Origin of the sequence: Formosa sp. L2A11 (assembly GCF_009796865.1) — a bacterium.
Taxonomy (GTDB): domain Bacteria; phylum Bacteroidota; class Bacteroidia; order Flavobacteriales; family Flavobacteriaceae; genus Formosa.
This window is the reverse complement of the sequence record NZ_CP047028.1, coordinates 1,988,164-2,012,243: the sequence shown is the minus strand read 5'-3', so window position 1 is coordinate 2,012,243 and position 24,080 is coordinate 1,988,164. Positions and strand designations below refer to the sequence as shown.

The following is a 24,080-nucleotide window of genomic DNA, read 5'->3' as shown; positions in this document are numbered from 1 at the left end:
CCTTATTTCTATAATCAAATACATTATTTGTATCTGTTTTATTTTAGATATAACAGCAAATAATACAGACTAAAATATTCATTAAATATTAGTTACAAAAAATGAATTAAATTTTATGGTCTCCTTTTCATTAGAAAATCCTATTGCTATAAAATTTACGTTCCCAGTTTACAAAGACTATTTTAAATGCATTTAAAAATAAAAAAAGCCCTCTATTTTATAAATAGAGGGCTTTAAAATTTTAATATTTTTCTTTTAGATTAATTAATCTAAAAGAAACTCTAAAGGTTTACCTGTTGCTCCATTAGGGAAACTAATTCCTAATAATCCAGAAATAGTTGGTGCAATATCTATAACTTCTGTTTTTTGTAAAGTACTACCGTGTTTAATTCCTTTTCCAAAAAACATTAAAGGTACATGTGTGTCGTAATTTAAACCTGTACCGTGAGTAGATCCTGTTTTACTATAAGAAATAACAGCTGGTTTTAATTGGAAAAGCACATCTCCAGAACGTTTTTGGTTATATCCGTTTTTTAATAAAGCTTCAATATCATTTCCTCCACTAGAAAGAGAAAAAGCAGGATTAACGTAATGAATACCTTCATAAGAAATTAATTCATTAGCAATCTCTTGTTCCATGCTTTCTAGGTTTAAGTTTAACAAACTAATTTTTTTACGATTTAAAAATATTTGATTGTTACTAATGTTTTCTATTAAATCTGAAGCACCATATTTCTTTGTCATAAAGCTATCTAACTTATCTTTAAACTCTTTTTTATCAAAGTATCCAGCAGGAACATGCTGAGAGTGTAAATAAGAAGGAACATCTACTCCTCCATGATCTGCTGTTAAAAACACAGTGTATTCACCTTTACCTACATAACTATCTAACATTTTAAAAAGACGACCTAAATCTTTATCCAAACGGATATAAGTATCTTCAATTTCTTTAGAGTTTACACCAAAATTATGCCCAACGTAATCTGTAGAAGAAAAACTTACTGTTAAAACATCTGTAACATCATCTTTACCTAAATCTTCACCTTTTATAGCTTCAATTGCAAAATCTGCTACAATACTATTTCCATAAGGTGTACTTTTTATAATATCAAATCCGTTATTTTCTTTACTTAATTTTTTTAAATCATAAGGAAATGTCGCTGTTTCTTTACCTTTAAAACCACCTTCAAAATCATTTAAATCATCACCACTTTCTGTATACTTTTTAATATTATAATAGGTATCCCACTCTTTAAGATATGATTTAGCTTTTTTAGACGAATTAAAATTCTTTACCCATTTTGGTAATTCCTCTTCGTAATATGTACTTGTAATAAAGTCTCCTTGGTCTTCACCAAAAAACCAATACGCTGCATTTGCAGTATGACCTGCAGGTAAAATTGCTCCTCTATCTTTAATAGAAATACCAATTGTTTTACCTTCCATTTGAGTAAATAATCTATTCTCATCTGCAAATGTAGTCGTTAGCATTCGGTGGGGAGACATTTGCCCAGCCTTGTTCTCTGTTCCTACAGAAGCAACAGAAGCATCTTCTGCACAGTAAACAGATGTTTTAAGTTCTTTATCGTACCAGTTGTTACCAATAATACCATGATTCATTGGAGAAGTACCTGTGTATATAGATGTATGCCCTGGAGCAGTATAAGTAGGTATATAATTAAAATGATTGTTTTTACAGTTAAAACCTTCATTCATCATACGTTTAAAACCATCTTCACCGTATTTATCATAAAACCGAGTCAAATAATCATAACGCATTTGGTCTACTACAATACCAACAACTAATTTGGGTTTTACATATATTTCAGAAGACTCGTTTTCTTGAGCCTGTTGAGCGAAGCCTGATGCATAAAGCAAACAAGCTAGAAAAAGTAATATTGAATTTTTCATAAAATGATAATTGTAATTTTAAAAACAAAAATAAGGCTTTTATAATCTTTCTTAATTTAAATAATCATTAAATAAGTAATAGTATTTTTTTACTTTAGCACTTACAAAATATTCTATGAGTTATCTACACAGTATTGGCGCTTACGTACTAATGATAATTGAGCTTTTTAAGAAACCAACCAAGTGGTCGGTAATGAAAAAACTCATTATTAAAGACATCGATGATTTAATTATCGGTTCGTTAGGTATCGTTGCTTTTATATCTTTCTTTGTTGGAGGTGTTGTTACTATACAAACCGCTCTAAACATGGATAACCCTTTGATTCCGAAATCCTTAATTGGTTTTGCGACAAGACAATCTGTTATCTTAGAGTTTGCACCTACATTTATTTCTATTATTATGGCTGGTAAAGTAGGATCTTTTATTACTTCTAGTATAGGAACCATGCGGGTTACAGAACAAATAGATGCCTTAGAAGTTATGGGTATAAATTCACTTAATTATTTAGTATTCCCTAAACTTGTTTCATTAATGCTTTATCCTTTTGTTATTTCAATTTCTATGTTTTTAGGAATTATAGGAGGATTAGCTGCATGTGCCTTTGGCCATTTTGCAACAGTTAATGATTATGTCGTGGGATTACAAGACGATTTTATTCCTTACCATATTATCTATGCGTTTATAAAAACAATAGGTTTTGCTTTCTTCTTAGCAACAATTCCCTCTTTTCACGGTTATTACATGAAAGGAGGAGCTTTAGATGTTGGTAAAGCAAGTACCGTATCTTTTGTTTGGACTAGTGTGGCCATAATTACTTTAAACTTTATACTAACTCAAATCCTATTAAGCTAATGATTGAAGTTAAAGATTTACAAAAGTCGTTTGGAGACGTACATATATTAAAAGGAATTAGTACCACATTTGAAAAAGGAAAGACTAATCTTATTATTGGACAAAGTGGTTCGGGAAAGACCGTGTTTTTAAAATGTCTACTCGGTTTATTCGATTATGAGGAAGGTAGTATTTCTTATGAAGGGAAAATATTTTCAAAACTATCGGCTAAAGATAAACGTAATCTAAGAGCAGAAATAGGAATGGTTTTTCAAGGAAGTGCCTTGTTTGACTCTATGACTATTGCAGAAAATGTGAAATTTCCATTACGCATGTTTACAAAACTAAGTGAAAGCGATATGGACGAACGTGTTAACTTTGTTTTAAAACGTGTTAATCTAGAAAACGCACACAACAAACTGCCTTCTGAAGCCTCTGGAGGTATGCAGAAACGTGTGGCAATAGCAAGAGCGATTGTAAATAAACCTAAATATTTATTTTGTGACGAACCCAACTCTGGACTAGACCCTAAAAACGGCAATAGTTATAGATAATCTTATTAAAGAAATTACTGAAGAATACAACATAACAACTGTTATAAACACTCACGACATGAATTCTGTAATGGAAATTGGTAAAAAAATAGTATTTCTTAAAGACGGATTAAAAAGCTTGGGAAGGTTCTAATGAAACAATATTTAAAACCAATAACGAAGTTGTTACAGACTTTGTATATTCTTCAGAATTATTTAAGAAAGTAAGAAAAATGTACCTAGAAGAGAACGCTTAATGCTTTACGCGTTCTACAACTAAAGTATCTAATTTTAATTTAAATTTCAACCAACGTTCTAATTTATCTTCTTCTGTATTTATATATTCTTCTTTAAGGTTTTTATCTGCTTTCCAACGAATACCAAATACAGGAATTGTATCTATCTTTTCAAAATTTGAAGAAATCACGGTTGAATAAGTAAACAAGTCAAGGTTTTCATAGTTAATATGAACCTCCTTCATAATGTCTACAAACGGAATCGTTTTTTCTTCTAAGTATTGTAATTGACCAACTCTTTTTTCTAAGTAAACTATTTTTTGAGTCTGAGAAAGTAAATCTAAGGAATCTCGCTCACGCAATTGCTCCATATACTTAACATTATCTACATTTTGTCTACTTTGGTTAAACTCAAAATGAGCATGTTTTAAAGATGGATAATCTGCTATTTTAGCTTTTAAAAGTTCAATGGTTTCATCTGGAATAGATCCAATACCATGTGTATTAAAGATAAAGCTAGACCCTTCTTTCCCGTTAGAATATTCATAAACTACATTTCGTTTAATATATTCGTATTGCGGTAAACCTTTTAGTTCTTTATCTAAATATAATTGTGCTTCTCTTTTAAAATTACTCTCTTTTATTACATCTACAAATGTCCAAATAGCAGGAATCATAGCAACAATAGCTAATAAAGATGCAATTTGAGAAATACGTTTTCTTTTCTTAGAATTTACGTATTTAATCATTGGAAAACGTAAAATCTTTAAAGCGATGAACGTCGCTAAAGCAATAAAAATGGTATTAATGATAAATAAGTAAAATGCACCTGATGCATAACCAATTCCTTTAGAAAAATCGTCGAAAGAAACCGCTAAACCATAACCTACAGTACACAAAGGAGGCATTAATGCTGTAGCAATTGCAACACCAAATATAACAGAGGCAATTGTACCTTTTTTAGTTCTAGCAATAATTAAGGCAGCACCACCAAAGAATGCAATTAACACATCTCGAATATCTGGTTTTGTTCGTGCTAATAACTCTAAAGATTCTTCTTGTAATGGGAAAAATTTATAAAAAAGAAAAGCTGTTAATACACTTAAGAAAATCATTACTCCAAAATTAATTAGAGATTTTCTAAGTGTATCAATATCATTAATAGCGACAGATAAACCTATTCCTAAAATAGGTCCCATTAATGGTGAAATTAACATGGCACCGATAACAACTGCAGTAGAATTTGCATTTAATCCGATGGAAGCGACAAAAATAGAACAGATTAAAATCCAAGCTGTAGCGCCTTTAAAAGGAATATCGCCTTTTATGGCATCTATAGTTGCTTGCTGATCTGTATCTTGTCTAAAGTCTAATAACTCAGATAAAAAACCTCTAATACTTTCTAGTAAGCCTTGAGCATCCTCTTTAATGGCTTTTTTAGACTCTTTTACTGCTGCATCTTGAGCAGCATCTTTAACTTTATCAGCTTCGTCTTCCGAGAAATTAAACTTATTTTCGCTCATATATTAACAATATTTTTTACCAAAAACGTCTCTAACTTTATTTCTTATGTTTTTAATATCTTGTTCTTTTGCTTTTGGATAAATAAGAAGCACATCATCCTTATCGATTATAATATAGTCATTTAACCCATCAACAACTACAATTTTATCTGCTTTGGTTCTAATCATATTTCCTGAGGCATCTTCAACCAAAGTTCTAGCATTAACAACGGCGTTATTATCTGCATCTTTATCTAACTTATCGTAAAGACTTCCCCAAGTTCCTAAATCGTTCCAATCAAATTCAGCAGCTAAAACATATACATTTTTAGAACTTTCCATAATTGCATAATCGACAGAAATATCTTCTGATTTTTCATAATTTTCTGCAATAAATTTAGCTTCATCGGCAGTATTATATGAAGGAATTCCTTTTTCAAATAATTGAAATAATTCTGGCTGATTAGATTTAAAGGCCTTTAAAACACTAGAAACACTCCACATAAAGATTCCTGCATTCCAAACAAAATTACCTTGTTTAATAAAAGATTTGGCAGTTTCATAATCTGGCTTTTCTCTAAATTGTTTAACTGGTTTTACAACATTTTCGGTAGCTATATCGTATTCAATATACCCATAACCTGTATTTGGAAATGTTGGTTGAATACCTAAAGTCATTAATGCATCATTTTGCTCACAAAAATCGAAAGCTGTTAATACATTTTTAGAAAAAGCGTCTTCATCTTCAATCCAGTGATCACTTGGAGCCACTAACATTAAAGCATCTGGATTTTCTTTCTGAATTTTTAAAGCTGCATATAAAATACAAGGTGCTGTATTACGCATTGCAGGCTCTAAAACAACTTGATCTTGAGTAACTTCTGGTAATTGTTCTAAAACTAAGTCGTTATAATTAGCATTTGTTAAAATGTAAATATTTTGTTTTGGAATGAACCTTGATAAACGTTGAAACGTTTTCTGAATTAACGTTTCACCTGTTCCTAACATATCGTGAAATTGTTTAGGAAAACTATTCATGCTTACGGGCCAAAATCTTGAACCTACTCCTCCTGCCATGATTATGGCATAATTATTTTTGTTCATTCTATTTATATTAAATAACTTCTATTTCTACGTTCGGATTAAATAAATACATTTTTCCGGTTTTAATCTCAATACATTCAAAACGCTTTACACGTTTTTTTATTTTTTTGAATTGCCTTCCATTATAAATCTTGAAGACACTTCCTATAGGTATTTCAAAAATATAGGTTTTATCTGAATCTTCATCAAATTGTTTTAAAGCAAATGCCAAAACATGATCTGTGTCGCTTGTTGCTTTAGGATTTATAAAATGTTTAGCTAATAACGGTAAAAGTTCTTTAGGAAAAACATCTGGATTTAAAAATGGTAACATTAAATGCTGAAAGGTATGCTTCCACTCTTTTCCATGAGGTTTTATCAGTCTTCCATATTTTTGAAAAGCCTCGAAATGTGCAATTTCATGAATTAATGTTATTAAAAACCTATACGAATTTAGATTAGCATTAACCGTAATTAAATGTCTACCGTTGGGTAGTTTTCTATAATCGCCATGCCGAGTTTTTCGTTCTTTTTTAACAATGAAATCTAATTTTTCATGTGCTAATAACTCCTCTACTTTAGGAATTGAATGTTCAGGTATATAGCTTTGAAGGGGATTCTGCATTGTACAGCAAATGTAATTGAAACCGAATAAATTTCAACATTATTATAACTTTAAGCTTTTATTTTTTAATCCCGTATTAAGGGCAGTGTAGAACAACGTAATAATCCTTCTTGCTTAGATATTTCTGCATAAGGCACTTCTTCTACAACAAAACCTTTAGAACGCAACCAATTATTTAGTCTGGTAAATTTTTGTTCAGATATAACAACGTTTTCATCTATAGAGAACACATTACTATTCATATTATACATCTCGTCCCTTGTAATATGAAATAGGTTATCTTCTCCGAATAAATCTAGCAAGTATTTGTAATCAGATTTTACTCTAAAACCGCCTTCATAAATAATAGCTTTATCTTTTCCTATTGGCTGAAAACAACAATCTAGGTGTAATGCATTATCTCTGGCTTCTGTTTTAGATTTTTTTAAATCAAATTCCTTCACAATCTTATTAGGAAAAAGAGATTTAATAAAATTAACACCATGAATATTAGTCCTTGCTGTAATATGGTCTGGATAATCATCTCCTTTATATGTTCCGACAAAAATATAATCGTTCCATAACATAACGTCTCCACCTTCTATATGGACTTCTTCTGGTGGTTTTATAATATCGTTCGGATTAATATTATTAATAACGTCTTGGAGTGCGTCTAATTCTTGTTCGCGATCTGGAAGAATATTAGCTTTAATAAACTTATTATCGATTACAAAAGCAATATCTCTAGCAAAAATTTGATTGTAGTTTTCTATTATTTTCGGACGAAAAACTTTAATATCATATTTACTAAAAATAGTGTTTACAGCTTCAATTTCTTCAATCATATCTGCTTCTAAAGGGTATGTACCAGCTTTTATATGTTCGATAGATTTAGGGTCGTATGCTTCTTCAATAGAAGGTGATGGACCATTACTTACGGCTGTACCTAATACAACGACTCTTAAACGAGACGTTTCATTTGTAACTTTTAATGACAACATAAATTATTAAATAAAAATGTCATTTTGAACATCTATAAAACATAAAACATGCTTTACAATTATTCAAAATGACATTAGATTATTAATTTTTGATTTTCTAACGATTATCTACATCAACAAAAGGTCTTAATGTTTCTCCTACGTATAATTGACGTGGACGACCTATTGGTTCTTTATTTAAACGCATTTCTCTCCATTGTGCAATCCATCCTGGTAAACGACCTACAGCAAACATAACTGTAAACATTTCTTGAGGAATATTCATTGCTCTATAAATTATACCAGAGTAGAAATCTACATTAGGGTAAAGTTTTCTTTCAACAAAGTAAGGATCTTCTAAAGCTTCTTTTTCTAAACCTTTAGCGATTGCCAAGATTGGATCATCAATACCTAAAGCTTCTAAAACATCATCTGCTGCTTTTTTAATGATTTTTGCTCTTGGATCGAAATTTTTATAAACACGGTGTCCGAATCCCATTAATCTAAAAGGATCATTTTTATCCTTGGCTTTAGCCATATATTTCTTAGTATCTCCTCCATCTGCTTCGATAGCTTGAAGCATTTCAAGTACAGCTTGATTTGCACCACCATGAAGAGGTCCCCATAATGCTGAAATACCAGCAGAAATTGAAGCGAATAAACCTGCATGAGCAGAACCTACTATTCTTACTGTAGATGTAGAACAGTTTTGTTCATGATCTGCATGTAAGATTAATAATTTATCTAAAGCATCTACTAATATTTTGTTTTGAACATATTTACAATTAGGCTTAGCAAACATCATTTTAAGAATATTCTCTACATAACCTAAAGAATCATCTCCATAATCAAGAGGTAAACCTTCTTTCTTACGCATAGTCCATGCTACTAAAACTGGCATTTTACCTAAAATTTTAACGATAGCTTTATACATGTCTTCTTCTGAATTTACATTTACAGACGAAGGGTTAAAAGCTGTTAGAGCACTTGTTAAAGAAGAAATAACTCCCATTGGGTGTGCAGACTTAGGGAATGCTTCTAAAATTTTCTTGATATCTTCATCGACATTAGACTGCGCTTTAATATCATTATGAAATTTATCATTTTGAGCTTTTGTTGGTAACTCACCAAAAATTAAAAGATAAGTAACTTCTAAGAAGTCAACTTTTTCTGCAAGTTCTTCTATTGAATAACCACGATATCTTAAAATTCCTTTTTCTCCATCTAAAAAAGTAATTGCACTTTCACAAGACCCTGTGTTTTTAAACCCAGAATCTAAAGTAATTACTCCACCAGTAGCATTCCTTAAAGTAGATATATCGATTGCTACTTCATTTTCAGTTCCTGTAACTAAAGGAAATTCGTACTTTTTCCCTTCTATTTCAATTGTGGCTTGTTTTGACATATAATTTACTTGTATTTTTCCGTTTTTTTTTTTGCTATTGGCTAAAATACAAAATCTATCACAATTATTATATATAAAAAAAAAAGCATTTCGTTAATTTTTACTCAAATTTTTAGACAAAAAAAAACGATTATCTCAAAAAGACAATCGTTTTTAAATATTTAAAGGGTTTAAAACTAGAATTTAAAAGCTTTTCCTTGAGGATAGTAAGCAACATCTCCTAATTCTTCTTCAATACGTAATAATTGATTGTATTTAGCCATACGATCACTTCTTGAAGCTGAACCTGTTTTTATTTGACCACAATTTAATGCTACTGCTAAATCTGCAATAGTGTTATCTTCTGTTTCTCCAGAACGGTGAGACATTACAGTTGTATAACCAGCATTTTTAGCCATGTTTACAGCAGCAATTGTTTCTGTTAAAGAACCAATTTGGTTAACTTTAACAAGAATAGAATTTGCAATACCTTCTTCGATACCACGAGATAAACGTTCTACGTTAGTTACAAATAAATCATCACCAACTAATTGTACTCTATGTCCAATTTTTTCAGTAAGTAATTTAAAACCTTCCCAGTCATTTTCATCCATACCATCTTCAATAGAGATAATTGGATATTTAGCTGATAATTCTGCTAAGTATTCTGCTTGTTCTGCACTAGTTCTAATTTTTCCTGTTGGTCCTTCAAATTTAGTATAGTCGTATTTACCGTCTATAAAAAATTCTGCAGAAGCACAGTCTAAAGCAACCATTACTTCATCACCAAAAGTATAACCCGCTTTTTCAACAGCTAATTTAATACAATCTAAAGCATCTTCAGTTCCGCCTTCTAAAGTTGGAGCAAATCCTCCTTCATCACCTACAGCAGTACTTAAACCTCTATCGTGTAATACTTTTTTAAGGTTATGGAAAATTTCAGTTCCCATTTGCATTGCATGTGTAAAGTTTTTGGCTTTAACAGGCATAATCATGAATTCTTGGAATGCGATAGGCGCATCACTGTGAGAACCACCATTAATAATATTCATCATTGGTACAGGTAATGTATTTGCAGAAACACCACCTACGTAACGGTATAATGGCACACCCAATTCAAAAGCAGCAGCTTTAGCAACAGCTAAAGACACACCTAAGATTGCGTTAGCTCCTAATTTAGATTTATTTGGTGTACCATCTAAATCAATCATCATTTGATCAATTTGATTTTGTTCGAAAACAGACATACCTAATAATTCTTGAGCGATAACAGTATTTACATTATCTACAGCCTTAGAAACTCCTTTACCCATATATGATGTACCACCATCACGTAATTCAACGGCTTCATGCTCTCCTGTAGAAGCTCCAGATGGAACTGCTGCTCTACCAAAAGCGCCATTTTCTGTAACTACATCTACTTCAACTGTTGGATTACCACGTGAATCTAAAATTTGTCTTGCATGAATGTTAATAATTATGCTCATCTTAATATTATTTAAAAGGTTAATTTTATTGTTTTAAAATACTAATTTACGAAATTGTGAGTCTAAATTTTAGCAAAAATTGTTATATTTATAATATAAAATTACTACATTGTTTTCGTAACAAAAAAACCTCAAATAAAGCAAGCTTTTTTTGAGGTTTTTAGTATCTATTTCTTAATATTTTCGATGAATTGATCGAATAAATAATCAGCATCATGTGGTCCAGGACTTGCTTCTGGATGATATTGAACAGAAAAACAATTTTTATTTTTCATTCTTAAACCAGCAACCGTATCATCGTTTAAATGAAAATGTGTTATTTCTAAATCGGGATGCGCTTCTACGTCTTCCCTACTTACAGCAAAACCATGATTTTGAGATGTAATTTCACCTTTACCTGTAATCATATTTTTTACAGGATGGTTTATACCACGATGGCCATTATGCATTTTATAAGTAGACACTCCATTTGCTAGAGCAATAACTTGGTGTCCTAAACAAATACCAAAAAGAGGTAAATCTCGTTTTATAATTTCCTTTGCTACGTTTTGAGCAGAAACTAAAGGTTCTGGATCTCCAGGTCCATTAGATAAGAAATAACCATTCGGGTTCCAAGCATTTAAATCTTCAAAAGAAGCATTATAAGGGAAAACCTTTATATATGCACCACAATTAGCTAAGTTTCTAAGTATATTCTTTTTTATACCTAAGTCTAAGGCAGCTATCTTAATACTAGAAGATTCCTCTCCAATATAATAAGGTTCAGTAGTAGATACTTTAGAAGCCAACTCAAGGCCCTTCATATCCGGAATCTTATTTAATTCTGCTTTAAGACCTTCTATATTATCTACATCTGTAGAAATTACGGCATTCATAGCACCATTATCTCTAATGTAACTTACAAGAGCTCTTGTGTCTATATCAGACACCGCTAATAAATTGTTATTATTTAAAAAATCTTCTAAGCTAGAATCTGCTGAAGGTCGAGAAAAATCGTAACTAAAATTTTTACAAATTAATCCAGATATTTTAATACTTTCAGATTCAATTTCAGATTTCTCTACACCGTAATTACCAATATGTGCATTAGTGGTAACCATTAATTGACCAAAATACGACGGGTCGGTAAAAATTTCTTGATAACCAGTCATACCGGTATTAAAACAAACTTCTCCAAATGCAGTACCTTCTCTATTACCAACAACTTTACCATGAAAGATTGTGCCATCGGCTAATAATACAACTGCTTTATTTCTTTTTTGATATTTCATATTTAAAAACGCGTTACAAAACTGATAATTTTATAATGATTTAGAATAATTTAGAATAATTTTTAAATCAGATTCATCTTTATAAGACAAACTGTTTTCTTTAGAAAAAGCCTTTACTTTATTTAAATTATCTTTTTCTATAATAGTATTTAATATTTTTTTATTGAGCCTTACTTCTGTCAAAACATCGTTATCTGAAGATTTTAAGACATAATACTTCTCTATTTTACTATAAGAATCAGGGTTAAGCTTTTTTCCTGTCATCTGGTTAACAGCTCCTTCATTTATACCAAGTTTATATTTTTTAAGTAAACTTAATTCATCCGATATAAAAATTTCTTCAAAAAAAGAACTCACATTTGAATCAGGATCAATATAGGTTTTGAATTTTTTATTCTTGATAATTATGCGATCTACATTTGAAGAATTAATAACAAATAAAGAATCTTCTGAATATTTAAATTCAAAACGTTCAGATTGAATATTATAATTTAACGTAGATAAATTATAGGCAGACTCATTATTTAGAAAATATATTTTAGAACTGTTTAACCAATTATCAAACAGATAAATTGATCCTTTAATTTTAGAAGGTGTTTTTAAACTATAAGAAGAAATAGTCGAACCTGCCTGAATCGGAGATCCACTATTTTGTAATGCAATAAACGAATCTACGTTACTTATTTTCTCTGCCTGAGCAGACAAAAAAAAACTAGATAATATAAAAATAAAGGATAAAATATATTTCATATATAATAATATTGCTACAAATATAAAAAAAAAGGCCACCCTTAAATAGGGTAGCCTTTTTTATTTATAATGTTATGTAACATTTATTCTTCTTCATTAGAAGCTTTAGTATCTACAGCAGGTGCAGCAGCTGGTTTAGAACCACCTCTTCTACTTCTACGTGTAGTTTTCTTTTCAACTTTTCCAGCATTATAGATTTCGTTGTAATCAACTAATTCTATCATTGCCATATCAGCATTATCTCCTAAACGATTACCAAGTTTAATGATACGAGTATAACCTCCTGGTCTATCACCTATTTTAGCAGCAACATCTCTGAATAATTCAGTAACTGCTTCTTTTTGTCTTAACTTACTAAACACAATACGTCTGTTATGTGTAGTATCTGCTTTAGACTTAGTTACTAAAGGCTCTATAAATTGTTTTAAAGCTTTAGCTTTAGCAACGGTAGTGTTAATACGTTTATGTTCTATTAAAGAACAAGCCATATTAGCAAGCATAGCTTTTCTATGTGCTGTTTGTCTACCTAAGTGATTTACTTTTTTTCCGTGTCTCATGACATTTGTGTTATCATCTTGCTACCAAACTCGACATCGATCGAGGAGCAAAATATGATTAATTAATCTTTATCTAATTTGTATTTTGATAAGTCCATTCCGAAATTTAAACCTTTTACATTTACAAGCTCTTCAAGCTCTGTTAAAGATTTTTTACCGAAGTTACGGAACTTCATTAAATCATTTTTATTAAATGATACTAAGTCTCCTAAAGTATCAACTTCTGCAGCTTTTAAACAATTAAGAGCACGAACAGATAGATCCATGTCTACTAATTTTGTTTTAAGCAACTGACGCATGTGAAGAGATTCTTCATCATAAGTTTCAGTTTGAGCTATTTCATCAGCTTCTAAAGTGATACGCTCATCAGAGAATAACATGAAGTGGTGAATTAACGTTTTTGCTGCTTCTGTTAAAGCATCTTGAGGCGTAATAGAACCATCAGATTCGATTTCGAAAACTAATTTTTCGTAATCTGTCTTTTGTTCTACACGGTAATTCTCAATGCTATATTTAACATTTTTAATTGGTGTATAAATAGAATCTGTAAAGATTGTACCTATTGGTGCAGTAGCTTTCTTATTTTCTTCTGCAGGCACATAACCTCTACCTTTTTCTATAGAAATTTCAATATTAACAGTTACTTTAGGATCTAAATTACAGATAACTAAATCTGAATTTAAAACTTGAAAACCAGAAATAAATTTTTGAAAATCTCCTGCGGTAATTTGATCTTGACCAGAAATAGTCATAGAAACAGACTCGTTATCTACGTCTTCTATTTGTCTTTTAAAACGAACTTGTTTTAAATTTAAAATAATTTCTGTCATGTCTTCAACAACACCAGGGATAGTTGAAAATTCATGTTCTACACCTTCAATTCTAACTGATGTAATTGCAAATCCTTCTAAAGAAGATAATAAAACTCTTCTTAAAGCATTCCCAACTGTTAATCCATAACCAGGTTCTAAAGGTCTAAATTCGAATTTACCGTGAAAATCGGTAGAATCAATCATGATTACTTTATCAGGCTTCTGAAAATTAAATACTGCCATATTATTCTTCTTTTTAATTGTTATTTAGTTGCGCGGTTTATAAGTTTGAAGAAACACGAATAAACCCTTTGGCTAAATCTCAATAAATTATACTTATTATTTAGAGTAAAGTTCTACGATGAACTGCTCGTTGATGTTTTCTGGAATTTGAATTCTAGCTGGTACAGAAACATAAGTTCCTTGCTTAGTTTCAGAGTTCCAAGTAATCCATTCGAAAACTTGACTTGAATTTGATAAAGATCTATCAATAGATTCAAGTGATTTAGATTTTTCTCTTACAGCTACAACATCTCCTGCTTTTAAATTATAAGAAGGTATGTTTACCAACTCACCATTTACAGTAATGTGTCTGTGAGAAACTAATTGTCTAGCACCACTTCTAGAAGGAGAAAGTCCCATTCTATAAACTACGTTGTCTAATCTAGACTCACATAATTGTAATAATACTTCACCAGTAATACCCTGAGAAGCAGTTGCTTTTTTAAATAAACCTCTGAATTGACGTTCTAATATACCATAAGTATATTTTGCTTTTTGCTTTTCCATTAATTGGATAGCATATTCAGATTTTTTTCCACGACGCTTGTTAGCTCCGTGTTGACCTGGAGGATAATTTCTTTTTTCGAAAGATTTGTCATCTCCAAAAATAGCTTCACCAAACTTACGAGCTATTTTAGTTTTAGGACCAGTATATCTTGCCATATTAAATTTGTTATAAGAGTGATTATGAATTAAGGTCTTAATCTTATCCTTCGATAATCGTTAATCTCTTGGTTATACTTGTTAAATTATTTTTTTACGAATGCAAATTTACACATAAAAAAATTAATACCAACTGTATATTAAGCTGATATTAATTTTTTATAGTTTATTTTGAAGTAAATTATACTCTTCTACGTTTTGGAGGACGACATCCATTATGTGGTAATGGAGTAACATCAATAATTTCTGTTACTTCAATTCCTGCATTATGAAGAGAACGAATAGCAGATTCTCTACCGTTTCCTGGTCCTTTTACGTAAACCTTAACTTTCTTTAAACCTGCTTCTGTTGCTACACCTGCAGCATCTTCAGCAGCTAATTGAGCAGCATAAGGAGTGTTTTTCTTAGATCCTCTAAATCCCATTTTACCAGCTGAAGACCAAGAAATAACGTCTCCTTTTTTGTTGGTTAATGAAATAATGATGTTGTTGAAAGATGCTGTAACGTGAGCTTCCCCAACTGAATCTACTACAACTTTACGTTTTTTAACGCTTTTTGTATTTGACTTTGCCATATGATTTTAGTTTCTAGTTGTTAGTTGTTAGTGATAGAATCCTAAACTTTTCAATTTCAAACAGATTCATCTAACTTCTAAATACTAATGACTTTTAATTATTTAGTTGCTTTCTTTTTGTTAGCAACAGTTTTTCTTCTACCTTTTCTAGTTCTAGAGTTGTTTTTAGTACGTTGTCCTCTTAAAGGAAGACCTGCTCTATGACGAATACCTCTGTAACATCCAATATCCATTAATCGCTTAATGCTTAATTGTGTTTCAGAACGTAATTCACCTTCAATAGTGAAAGAAGAAACAGCATCACGAATAGAACCTATTTGATCATCTGTCCAATCTTGAACTTTTGTGTTTTCGTCAACCTTAGCTGCGTCTAAAATTTCTTTTGCTCTACTTCTACCTATTCCATAGATATAAGTTAAAGAGATTATTCCTCTTTTCTGTTTTGGTATGTCTACACCTGCAATTCTAGCCATAATTACCCTTGTCTTTGTTTGAATCTAGGATTCTTTTTGTTAATTACGTAAAGTCTACCTTTTCTACGCACGATTTTACAATCTGCACTTCTTTTTTTAACTGATGCTCTTACTTTCATCGTATTAGTATCTATAAGTTATTCTAGCCTTAGTTAAATCGTAAGGACTCATTTCTAATTTTACTTTATCACCTGGTAACAATTTAATGTAATGCATACGCATTTTACCAGATATATGAGCAGTCACAATGTGACCATTCTCTAACTCCACACGAAACATAGCATTAGATAATGCTTCTATAATTGTTCCGTCTTGTTCTATTGCTGCTTGTTTTGCCATTGTATAATATATTAAGCTACTGCTTTTCTATTTTTACCAGTTTTCATCAAGCCATCATAGTGTCTATTCAACAAGTATGAATTTACTTGTTGCATCGTGTCAATTGCAACTCCTACCAAAATTAATAGTGATGTACCACCAAAAAATAAGGCCCATCCAGATTGAACATTCATTAACTTGACAATTATAGCAGGGAACACAGCGATAAGTGCTAAGAAAATAGAACCTGGTAATGTTATTTGAGACATAATCTTATCTAAATATTCAGAAGTTTCAGTTCCTGGACGAATCCCTGGAATAAAACCACCACTACGTTTTAAATCATCAGCCATTTTGTTCGTAGGAACAGTGATAGCTGTGTAAAAATACGTGAATACAATAATTAAGAATGCGAATAATAAGTTATACCAGAATCCGAATATATCAGAAAATTGTGATTGTAACCATTGTCCAGCACCAGAGTCCTTCATAAAAGAAGTACCTCCAATTAAACCAGGTACAAACATAATTGCTTGAGCAAAAATAATTGGCATTACACCTGAAGCGTTAAGTTTTAATGGAATATATTGTCTAGATCCCATAATGTTTTTTTCGTAACCTCCGGATGCAGTACGTCTAGCATATTGAACAGCAATTTTTCTAACTGCCATAATAAGCATAATTGATGCAAAAATAATTACAAACCACAACACTAATTCAATAAGGATTAACATAACGTTATTTCCTTCTAAACGAGATGCTGCGTTTTGGAAAAATGCTAAAGGTAAACGTGCAATAATACCCACCATAATTAAAAGTGAAATACCATTTCCAATACCTTTATCTGTAATCTTTTCTCCTAACCACATTGCAAAAATACAACCAGTAACTAAAATCACTATAGAAGAAAAATAAAATAAACCACCTTGCCCTAATAAAAAGGCACTTTGAGGTATACCTAAACTTGATAAACTAGCTAAATAACCTGGTGCTTGCACCAAACAGATAGCGATAGTTAACCAACGAGTGATTTGATTAATTTTCTTTTGCCCACTTGCTCCTTCTTTTTGTAACTTTTGCAAGTAAGGAATAGCTATACCCATTAATTGCACTACAATAGAAGCAGAAATGTAAGGCATAATACCTAAGGCAAATATTGATGCATTAGCGAATGCTCCACCAGTAAATGCATTTAACAAACCTAATAATCCAGAATCTGTATTACTTTGTAAGGTTTCTAATTGTGCAGCATCAATACCTGGTAAAACAACTTGTGCACCAAAACGATAAACTAATAATAGACCAACTGTTAAGATGATTCTATTTCTTAGTTCCTCAATTTTCCAAACATTCTTTAACGTTTCTATAAATTTCATGCTCTATTACGTGATTATAAAGTTACAGCTTCTCCTCCTGCCGCTTCAATAGCAGCTTTTGCTGAAGCAGTAAATTTATGAGCAGTTACTTTTAATTTTGCTTTTAGTTCACCTCTACCTAAGATTTTAACTAGATCATTCTTTCCAGTTACACCTACAGACATTAATGAGTCTAAATTTACTGTATCGTTAATTTTCTTATCATCAACCAATTGTTGTAACACATCTAAGTTTACACCTTGATATTCTACACGGTTAATGTTAGTAAAACCAAATTTAGGTACACGTCTTTGAAGTGGCATTTGCCCTCCTTCAAATCCAAGTTTCCTAGAATAACCAGAACGAGATTTAGCACCTTTGTGACCACGAGTAGCGGTACCACCTTTACCAGAACCTTGTCCACGACCTATTCTTTTTCCTTGATTTTTAACTGAACCTTCTGCAGGTTTTAATTTACTTAAATCCATTTCTCAGTTTTATTATAAAGCTTCTTCAACAGAAACTAAGTGTTCAACTTTAGCAACCATACCAAGAATATTTGGTGTGTTTTCATGCTCTACGACTTGCCCAATACGTTTAAGACCAAGAGCTTCTAATGTTCTCTTTTGTCTTTGTGTACGTTTAATTGCGCTTTTAACTTTCGTTACTTTAATCTTTCCCATTTCTATCGCTATTAACCTTTAAAAACTTTTTCTAATGAAACGCCTCTATCTTTAGCAATTTTTTTAGCACTTCTTAATTGAAGTAATGCATCGAAAGTTGCTTTAACAACGTTGTGAGGGTTTGATGATCCTTGAGATTTAGATAATACATCATGTATTCCTACTGCTTCTAAAACTGTTCTCACAGCTCCACCAGCAATTACCCCTGTACCAGGAGCTGCAGGAATGATGTTTACTCTTGCTCCACCAAATTTACCTTTTTGTTCATGTGGCAATGTACGCTTTACGATTGGAATACGAACTAAATTTTTCTTTGCATCTTCTACTGCCTTAGCAATAGCACTTGCAACATCTTTAGATTTTCCTAAACCGTGACCTACTACACCTGATTCATCACCAACCACAACGATTGCTGAAAAACCAAATGCTCTACCACCTTTAGTTACTTTTGTAACTCTCTGTACACCAACTAAACGATCTTTAAGATCTAATCCACTTGGTTTTACTAGCTCTGCGCTTTTGTATTTTTGATACATAATTTCTTAGAATTTAAGTCCTGCTTCTCTAGCTCCTTCAGCTAATGATTTTACTCTACCATGGTATAAATATCCACCTCTATCAAAAGAGATAGTGTCTACACCTGCTTTTAAAGCTTTTTCAGCTACAGATTTTCCTACTAGAGTAGCAATTTCTGCTTTAGATCCTTTTGCAGCACTAATATCTTTATCTCTAGAAGATGCTGAACTGATAGTTTTACCAGTTACATCATCTACTACTTGAGCATAAATTTCTTTATTACTTCTAAAAACAGATAATCTTGGTCTAGCTTCTGTACCAGAAACTATTTTACGGACTCTGCTTTTAATTCTTAATCGTCTTTCGTTTTTTGTTAACGCCATAACTTATAAATTATTAAGCTGATTTACCTGCTTTTCTTCTTAATATTTCTCCTACAAATTTAATACCTTTTCCTTTATATGGTTCAGGTCTTCTAAAGTCTCTAATTTTAGCTGCTACTTGTCCAACAAGTTGCTTGTCATGAGACGTTAGTTTAATTATAGGATTCTTACCTTTCTCAGATACTGTTTCAACTTTTACTTCTGGAGCAATATCTAATATAATATTGTGAGAAAAACCTAATGCTAAATCAAGTTTTTGACCTTGATTTGAAGCTCTATATCCAACACCAACTAATTCTAGCTCTTTAGACCATCCTTTAGTTACACCTTCGATCATGTTATGAACTAAGGCTCTGTAAAGACCGTGTTTAGATTTTTCTTCTTTTTTATCAGAAGAACGCTCAACTATAACTTTTGCATCTTCAACTTTCATAGTAACATCAGAAAATTCTTGAGACAATTCTCCTAATTTTCCTTTTACTGTTACAATATTGTCGTTAATATCAACTGTAATTCCTTCTGGAATTGCGACTGGGTTATTACCTATTCTTGACATTTCTTATAGTCTTTAAATTAGTAAACGTAGCATAAAACTTCACCACCTACATTTTCTTTTTGAGCTTGTTTACCTGTCATTACTCCGTGAGAAGTAGAAACGATGGCAATACCAAGACCATTTAAAATTCTAGGAAGTTCTGTTGAACTAGCATATTTACGTAAACCTGGTTTACTGATTCTTTGAATCTTCTTAATTACAGGCTCTTTATTTTCCTTGTTGTATTTAAGAGCTATTTTAATAGTTCCTTGTACTGAAGAATCATCGAATTTGTAACTTAAAATATATCCTTGGTCGAATAATATTTTTGTGATTTCTTTTTTCAAGTTAGAAGCTGGTATCTCTACCACTCTGTGGTTAGCACGCACAGCATTTCTAATTCTTGTTAGATAATCCGCTATTGGATCTGTATACATATGTATTAATTTGCGGTTTTGGTTTTTAATATTTAAATTAAACCTGAAACCAATTTATAATTATTTTTACCAGCTTGCTTTTCTTACACCTGGTATAAGACCGTTATTTGCCATTTCTCTGAATGTTACACGAGAAATACCAAATGTACGCATATAACCTTTTGGTCTACCTGTTAGTTTACATCTGTTGTGCATACGTACAGGAGAAGCATTTTTAGGTAACTTTTGTAATGCTTCATAATCGCCAGCTTCTTTTAAAGCTTTACGTTTTTCAGCATATTTTGCTACTGTATTTGCTCTTTTAACCTCACGGGCTTTCATTGATTCTTTAGCCATATCTTAGTTCTTTTGAAAAGGTAAACCTAGTTCAGTTAATAATGATTTTGCTTCTTTATCAGTTTCGGCAGATGTTACAAAGGTAATATCCATACCTGAAATTTTATTGACTTTATCAATATCAATTTCTGGAAAGATAATTTGTTCTGTAACTCCAAGGTTATAATTACCTCTTCCGTCAAATCCTGTTGCTTTAATTCCGCCAAAATCTCTTACACGAGGTAAGGCTGAAGTAACTAAACGGTCTAAAAATTCATACATTCTTTCTCCTCTTAACGTAACTTTCGCACCAATAGGCATTCCTTTACGTAATTTGAAAGATGCAACATCTTTTTTAGATATAGTTGCTATAGCTTTTTGTCCAGAAATAGTTGTTAATTCTTCTACTGCGTAGTCAACTAACTTCTTATCTGCAACAGCAGCTCCAACACCTTTAGATATTACTATCTTAGATAATTTTGGAACTTGCATAACATTCTTATATCCAAATTCTTCTGTAAGAGCAGCAATTACTTTGCTTTTATACTCTTCTTTAAGTCTCGGTGAATATGCCATAACTATATTACTTCATTAGATTTTTTAGAAAATCTCACTTTCTTATCTCCTTCTACCTTATAACCTACTCGAGTTGTTTCACCTGATGCAGTTAATAATGATAAATTAGAGATTTGAATTGGAGCTTCTTTTTCTACGATTCCTCCTTGAGGGCTTTGTGCACTTGGCTTAGTATGTTTCTTCACCAAGTTAACACCCTCAACAATCGCTTTATTCTTATCGGTTAATACTTTAAGTACTTTTCCTTCAGATCCTTTATGGTCTCCAGTAATTACTTTTACAGTATCTCCTGATTTTATTTTAAGCTTTGTCATCTTATAATTCATTAAAGCACTTCAGGTGCCAATGATACAATTTTCATGAAATGTTTATCACGAAGTTCTCTAGCAACAGGTCCAAATACACGTGTACCTCTCATCTCACCCGTTGGGTTTAATAATACACAAGCATTGTCGTCGAATCTGATATAAGATCCGTCAGGACGTCTTACTTCTTTTACAGTACGTACAACAACTGCAGTAGAAACAGCACCTTTTTTAATGTTTCCATTAGGTGTTGCATCTTTAACTGAAACAACTATTTTGTCTCCTACAGAAGCGTATCTTCTTTTAGTACCACCTAGAACACGGATAGTTAAAACTTCCTTTGCTCCAGTGTTATCTGCTACTTTTAATCTTGATTCTTGTTGTAACATAATTACTTCGCTCTTTCAATTATTTCAACTAATCTCCAACATTTAGATTTACTCATAGGTCTTGTTTCCATGATCTTTACAGTATCTCCAATATTACAATCGTTAGTCTCGTCGTGTGCAACGTATTTTTTCGTTTTTAACACGAACTTACCATACATAGGGTGTTTTACTTTTTTAACTTCAGCAACAACAATAGATTTTTGCATCTTGTTACTAGTAACAACTCCTACACGTTCTTTTCTTAAATTTCTTTTTTCCATCTTTCAGCAGAATTATTGTAATTCTCTTTTAGTTATTTCTGTCGCAATTTTAGCTACGTCACGTCTTACGTTACGTAATTGAATTGGATTTTCTAAAGGAGATATTGCATGTGCCATTTTCAGGTCTGAATAACTCTTTTTTGTCTCGCCAAGTTTCTCTTGTAACTCAGCAGTAGATAATTCTTTAATTTCTGATTGTTTCATAACATCAAATAAATTATGCTTCGTAATCTCTAGCGATAACAAACTTTGTTTTAACCGGTAATTTTTGAGCTGCTAAACGTAATGCTTCTTTAGCAACGTCTAAAGGTACTCCTCCTACTTCAAAAAGTAGTCTACCTGGTTTTACAACAGCTGCCCAATATTCAACGGCACCTTTACCTTTACCCATACGTACTTCAAGAGGCTTTTTTGTGATAGGCTTATCTGGAAATATTTTTATCCAAAGTTGTCCTTCTCTCTTCATGTGACGTGTAGCGGCGATACGTGCTGCTTCTATTTGACGCGATGTTAAAAAATTCGAATCAAGTGATTTTATCCCAAAAGTTCCGTTTGATAATTGGTGTCCTCTACCAGAGTTACCCTTCATACGTCCTTTTTGTGCTTTACGAAATTTTGTTCTTTTAGGCTGTAACATTTTTTCTTTACTTTAAAAAATTACTTTCTACGACGTGGTTTGTTATTACCTCCTCGTGTTCCACCTTTTCCTTGCTTCTTAGACAATCCAACAAGCGGAGAAAGCTCTCTTTTTCCATATACTTCACCTTTCATGATCCATACTTTAACACCTAATCTACCATAAGTAGTATGTGCCTCAACTAAAGCATAATCAATATCGGCTCTGAATGTTGATAATGGAATACGTCCATCTTTGTAGTGTTCAGAACGTGCCATTTCTGCACCGTTTAGACGACCACTAATTTGGATCTTAATTCCTTCAGCATTCATACGCATTGTAGCAGCAATTGCCATTTTGATTGCACGTCTGTAAGAGATTCTGTTCTCAATTTGACGAGCAATACTTGACCCTACTAAAAATGCATCAAGTTCTGGTCTTTTGATTTCAAATATATTTATTTGAACTTCTTTACCAGTAATTTTCTTAAGTTCTTCTTTTAACTTGTCTACCTCTTGACCACCTTTCCCAATAATAATACCAGGTCTAGCAGTAGTGATAGTAACGGTTACAAGTTTAAGAGTTCTCTCGATAATTACTCTTGAAATACTAGCTTTAGATAGACGTGCGTGAACGTACTTTCTTATCTTATCGTCTTCGGCTAATTTGTCGCCATAATCGTTTCCTCCGTACCAGTTAGACTCCCATCCTCTGATAATTCCTAAGCGATTTCCGATTGGATTTGTTTTTTGTCCCATATCTATTTAAGCTTGTATGTTATTGTTGGCTCCAACTACGATTGTTACGTGGTTTGAACGTTTTCTAATTCTGTGCGCACGACCTTGAGGAGCTGGACGTAATCTTTTTAACATAGATCCGCCATCTACTCTAATCTCTTTAACTATTAATTCAGCATCTTCGATACTTGCATCTTCGTTTTTAGATTGCCAGTTTGCAATTGCAGACAATAACAATTTCTCTAAACGATTAGAAGCTTCTTTAGAACTGAATCTCAAGATATTAAGTGCTTTTTCTACCTTTTCACCTCTTACTAAATCGGCTACTAAGCGCATTTTTCTCGGTGACGTAGGACAGTTATTAAGTTTTGCAAAAGCAACTTGCTTTTTATCTTCCTTAATAGCGTCTGCCATTTGTTTTTTACGACTTCCCATAGCTTACTACTTTTTACCTTTGTTTTTAGCACCTGCATGACCTCTAAAAGATCTTGTTGGTGAAAATTCTCCTAATTTATGTCCTACCATGTTTTCAGTTACATATACAGGTACAAATTGTCTTCCGTTATGCACTGCGATAGTTTGTCCAACGAAATCTGGAGTAATCATAGAGGCTCTAGACCACGTTTTGATTACTGTTTTCTTTCCGCCGTCAACATTTTCTTGGACTCTCTTATCAAGTTTATAATGAACGTAAGGTCCTTTTTTTAATGATCTTGCCATG

34 protein-coding genes and 1 pseudogene are annotated in these 24,080 nt (G+C 31.9%); 2 read left to right on the top strand and 33 right to left on the bottom strand.

Annotated features, from left to right (window positions below):
- Positions 1-264 precede the first annotated feature (264 nt).
- Positions 265-1,911: an alkaline phosphatase PafA gene (gene pafA, locus GQR95_RS08735; RefSeq protein WP_159022812.1), complete on the bottom strand. Its 1,647-nt coding sequence runs from the start codon at positions 1,909-1,911 to the stop codon at positions 265-267.
- A 115-nt stretch (positions 1,912-2,026) separates the two neighbouring features.
- Between pafA and GQR95_RS08730 the strand changes: the two genes are divergently transcribed.
- Together GQR95_RS08730 and GQR95_RS08725 are read left to right on the top strand one after the other, a co-directional pair.
- Positions 2,027-2,764, top strand: a complete 738-nt coding sequence (locus GQR95_RS08730; protein ID WP_159022811.1) for an ABC transporter permease — start codon at positions 2,027-2,029, stop codon at positions 2,762-2,764.
- Positions 2,764-3,533, top strand: a pseudogene (locus GQR95_RS08725) (ABC transporter ATP-binding protein). Before GQR95_RS08730 ends, GQR95_RS08725 begins: the two are co-directional and overlap by 1 nt.
- On the opposite strand, the gene GQR95_RS08720 reads toward GQR95_RS08725, so the two are convergent.
- The 32 genes from GQR95_RS08720 to rpsS form a co-directional block, all read right to left on the bottom strand.
- Complete coding sequence (locus tag GQR95_RS08720; protein ID WP_159022810.1) at positions 3,530-5,035, bottom strand: DUF389 domain-containing protein; 1,506 nt, start codon at positions 5,033-5,035, stop codon at positions 3,530-3,532. The pseudogene GQR95_RS08725 and the gene GQR95_RS08720 sit on opposite strands and share 4 nt — an antisense overlap.
- 3 nt (positions 5,036-5,038) lie before the next feature.
- Positions 5,039-6,118: a mannose-1-phosphate guanylyltransferase gene (locus GQR95_RS08715; RefSeq protein WP_159022809.1), complete on the bottom strand. Its 1,080-nt coding sequence runs from the start codon at positions 6,116-6,118 to the stop codon at positions 5,039-5,041.
- 10 nt (positions 6,119-6,128) lie between these two features.
- Positions 6,129-6,722: a SprT-like domain-containing protein gene (locus GQR95_RS08710; protein WP_159022808.1), complete on the bottom strand. Its 594-nt coding sequence runs from the start codon at positions 6,720-6,722 to the stop codon at positions 6,129-6,131.
- A 65-nt stretch (positions 6,723-6,787) separates the two neighbouring features.
- On the bottom strand, positions 6,788-7,702 hold the full coding sequence (locus GQR95_RS08705) for a dimethylarginine dimethylaminohydrolase family protein (protein WP_159022807.1): 915 nt from the start codon (positions 7,700-7,702) through the stop codon (positions 6,788-6,790).
- Positions 7,703-7,799: 97 nt separating this feature from the next.
- The gene (locus GQR95_RS08700) at positions 7,800-9,086 is read right to left on the bottom strand and encodes a citrate synthase (RefSeq protein ID WP_159022806.1); all 1,287 of its coding nucleotides are present in this window, start codon (positions 9,084-9,086) and stop codon (positions 7,800-7,802) included.
- 176 nt (positions 9,087-9,262) lie between these two features.
- Positions 9,263-10,552: a phosphopyruvate hydratase gene (gene eno / locus GQR95_RS08695; protein WP_159022805.1), complete on the bottom strand. Its 1,290-nt coding sequence runs from the start codon at positions 10,550-10,552 to the stop codon at positions 9,263-9,265.
- Positions 10,553-10,719: 167 nt separating this feature from the next.
- Positions 10,720-11,823 carry a glutamine-hydrolyzing carbamoyl-phosphate synthase small subunit gene (gene carA / locus GQR95_RS08690; RefSeq protein ID WP_159022804.1) on the bottom strand — a complete coding sequence of 368 codons (1,104 nt, stop codon included), beginning with the start codon at positions 11,821-11,823 and terminating at the stop codon, positions 10,720-10,722.
- Positions 11,824-11,853: 30 nt separating this feature from the next.
- On the bottom strand, positions 11,854-12,573 hold the full coding sequence (locus GQR95_RS08685; RefSeq protein ID WP_159022803.1) for a hypothetical protein: 720 nt from the start codon (positions 12,571-12,573) through the stop codon (positions 11,854-11,856).
- Positions 12,574-12,656: 83 nt separating this feature from the next.
- The gene (gene rplQ / locus GQR95_RS08680; protein ID WP_159022802.1) at positions 12,657-13,130 is read right to left on the bottom strand and encodes a 50S ribosomal protein L17; all 474 of its coding nucleotides are present in this window, start codon (positions 13,128-13,130) and stop codon (positions 12,657-12,659) included.
- A gap of 62 nt (positions 13,131-13,192) precedes the next feature.
- Complete coding sequence (locus tag GQR95_RS08675) at positions 13,193-14,185, bottom strand: DNA-directed RNA polymerase subunit alpha (protein ID WP_159022801.1); 993 nt, start codon at positions 14,183-14,185, stop codon at positions 13,193-13,195.
- 96 nt (positions 14,186-14,281) lie between these two features.
- Positions 14,282-14,887, bottom strand: coding sequence for a 30S ribosomal protein S4 (gene rpsD, locus GQR95_RS08670; protein ID WP_159022800.1), 606 nt, complete (start codon positions 14,885-14,887; stop codon positions 14,282-14,284).
- Between the two features lie 181 nt (positions 14,888-15,068).
- Complete coding sequence (gene rpsK / locus GQR95_RS08665) at positions 15,069-15,461, bottom strand: 30S ribosomal protein S11 (RefSeq protein WP_159022799.1); 393 nt, start codon at positions 15,459-15,461, stop codon at positions 15,069-15,071.
- A 98-nt stretch (positions 15,462-15,559) separates the two neighbouring features.
- Positions 15,560-15,934, bottom strand: a complete 375-nt coding sequence (gene rpsM, locus GQR95_RS08660) for a 30S ribosomal protein S13 (RefSeq protein WP_159022798.1) — start codon at positions 15,932-15,934, stop codon at positions 15,560-15,562.
- 2 nt (positions 15,935-15,936) lie between these two features.
- Complete coding sequence (ykgO, locus tag GQR95_RS08655) at positions 15,937-16,053, bottom strand: type B 50S ribosomal protein L36 (RefSeq protein ID WP_013305171.1); 117 nt, start codon at positions 16,051-16,053, stop codon at positions 15,937-15,939.
- Between the two features lie 4 nt (positions 16,054-16,057).
- Positions 16,058-16,273 (bottom strand): translation initiation factor IF-1, encoded by a 216-nt coding sequence (gene infA, locus GQR95_RS08650; RefSeq protein WP_007094967.1) that lies wholly within the window; start codon positions 16,271-16,273, stop codon positions 16,058-16,060.
- A gap of 11 nt (positions 16,274-16,284) precedes the next feature.
- Complete coding sequence (gene secY / locus GQR95_RS08645; RefSeq protein ID WP_159022797.1) at positions 16,285-17,628, bottom strand: preprotein translocase subunit SecY; 1,344 nt, start codon at positions 17,626-17,628, stop codon at positions 16,285-16,287.
- Between the two features lie 14 nt (positions 17,629-17,642).
- A complete protein-coding gene (gene rplO, locus GQR95_RS08640) occupies positions 17,643-18,095 on the bottom strand; it encodes a 50S ribosomal protein L15 (RefSeq protein WP_159022796.1) in 453 nt (150 codons plus the stop codon).
- A 12-nt stretch (positions 18,096-18,107) separates the two neighbouring features.
- Entirely contained in the window at positions 18,108-18,290 is a 183-nt protein-coding gene (gene rpmD, locus GQR95_RS08635) for a 50S ribosomal protein L30 (RefSeq protein ID WP_159022795.1), read from the bottom strand.
- An 11-nt stretch (positions 18,291-18,301) separates the two neighbouring features.
- Complete coding sequence (gene rpsE, locus GQR95_RS08630; protein ID WP_159022794.1) at positions 18,302-18,826, bottom strand: 30S ribosomal protein S5; 525 nt, start codon at positions 18,824-18,826, stop codon at positions 18,302-18,304.
- A gap of 6 nt (positions 18,827-18,832) precedes the next feature.
- On the bottom strand, positions 18,833-19,189 hold the full coding sequence (gene rplR / locus GQR95_RS08625) for a 50S ribosomal protein L18 (RefSeq protein WP_159022793.1): 357 nt from the start codon (positions 19,187-19,189) through the stop codon (positions 18,833-18,835).
- A 13-nt stretch (positions 19,190-19,202) separates the two neighbouring features.
- Positions 19,203-19,745 carry a 50S ribosomal protein L6 gene (gene rplF, locus GQR95_RS08620; protein WP_159022792.1) on the bottom strand — a complete coding sequence of 181 codons (543 nt, stop codon included), beginning with the start codon at positions 19,743-19,745 and terminating at the stop codon, positions 19,203-19,205.
- Between the two features lie 17 nt (positions 19,746-19,762).
- Positions 19,763-20,161: a 30S ribosomal protein S8 gene (gene rpsH / locus GQR95_RS08615; RefSeq protein ID WP_159022791.1), complete on the bottom strand. Its 399-nt coding sequence runs from the start codon at positions 20,159-20,161 to the stop codon at positions 19,763-19,765.
- A 66-nt stretch (positions 20,162-20,227) separates the two neighbouring features.
- Positions 20,228-20,497: a 30S ribosomal protein S14 gene (gene rpsN / locus GQR95_RS08610; protein WP_159022790.1), complete on the bottom strand. Its 270-nt coding sequence runs from the start codon at positions 20,495-20,497 to the stop codon at positions 20,228-20,230.
- A gap of 3 nt (positions 20,498-20,500) precedes the next feature.
- Positions 20,501-21,052, bottom strand: a complete 552-nt coding sequence (gene rplE / locus GQR95_RS08605; RefSeq protein WP_159022789.1) for a 50S ribosomal protein L5 — start codon at positions 21,050-21,052, stop codon at positions 20,501-20,503.
- 2 nt (positions 21,053-21,054) lie between these two features.
- Positions 21,055-21,366 (bottom strand): 50S ribosomal protein L24, encoded by a 312-nt coding sequence (gene rplX / locus GQR95_RS08600; protein WP_159022788.1) that lies wholly within the window; start codon positions 21,364-21,366, stop codon positions 21,055-21,057.
- Positions 21,367-21,377: 11 nt separating this feature from the next.
- Positions 21,378-21,746 carry a 50S ribosomal protein L14 gene (rplN, locus tag GQR95_RS08595; RefSeq protein WP_159022787.1) on the bottom strand — a complete coding sequence of 123 codons (369 nt, stop codon included), beginning with the start codon at positions 21,744-21,746 and terminating at the stop codon, positions 21,378-21,380.
- A gap of 2 nt (positions 21,747-21,748) precedes the next feature.
- Positions 21,749-22,006 carry a 30S ribosomal protein S17 gene (rpsQ, locus tag GQR95_RS08590; RefSeq protein WP_038527305.1) on the bottom strand — a complete coding sequence of 86 codons (258 nt, stop codon included), beginning with the start codon at positions 22,004-22,006 and terminating at the stop codon, positions 21,749-21,751.
- A gap of 12 nt (positions 22,007-22,018) precedes the next feature.
- A complete protein-coding gene (gene rpmC, locus GQR95_RS08585; protein ID WP_159022786.1) occupies positions 22,019-22,210 on the bottom strand; it encodes a 50S ribosomal protein L29 in 192 nt (63 codons plus the stop codon).
- A gap of 13 nt (positions 22,211-22,223) precedes the next feature.
- Positions 22,224-22,643, bottom strand: coding sequence for a 50S ribosomal protein L16 (gene rplP, locus GQR95_RS08580; protein ID WP_159022785.1), 420 nt, complete (start codon positions 22,641-22,643; stop codon positions 22,224-22,226).
- A 20-nt stretch (positions 22,644-22,663) separates the two neighbouring features.
- Positions 22,664-23,380, bottom strand: a complete 717-nt coding sequence (rpsC, locus tag GQR95_RS08575) for a 30S ribosomal protein S3 (protein ID WP_159022784.1) — start codon at positions 23,378-23,380, stop codon at positions 22,664-22,666.
- Between the two features lie 6 nt (positions 23,381-23,386).
- Positions 23,387-23,794 carry a 50S ribosomal protein L22 gene (gene rplV, locus GQR95_RS08570; protein ID WP_159022783.1) on the bottom strand — a complete coding sequence of 136 codons (408 nt, stop codon included), beginning with the start codon at positions 23,792-23,794 and terminating at the stop codon, positions 23,387-23,389.
- A gap of 6 nt (positions 23,795-23,800) precedes the next feature.
- Positions 23,801-24,079, bottom strand: a complete 279-nt coding sequence (gene rpsS, locus GQR95_RS08565; RefSeq protein ID WP_159022782.1) for a 30S ribosomal protein S19 — start codon at positions 24,077-24,079, stop codon at positions 23,801-23,803.
- Position 24,080 lies beyond the last annotated feature (1 nt).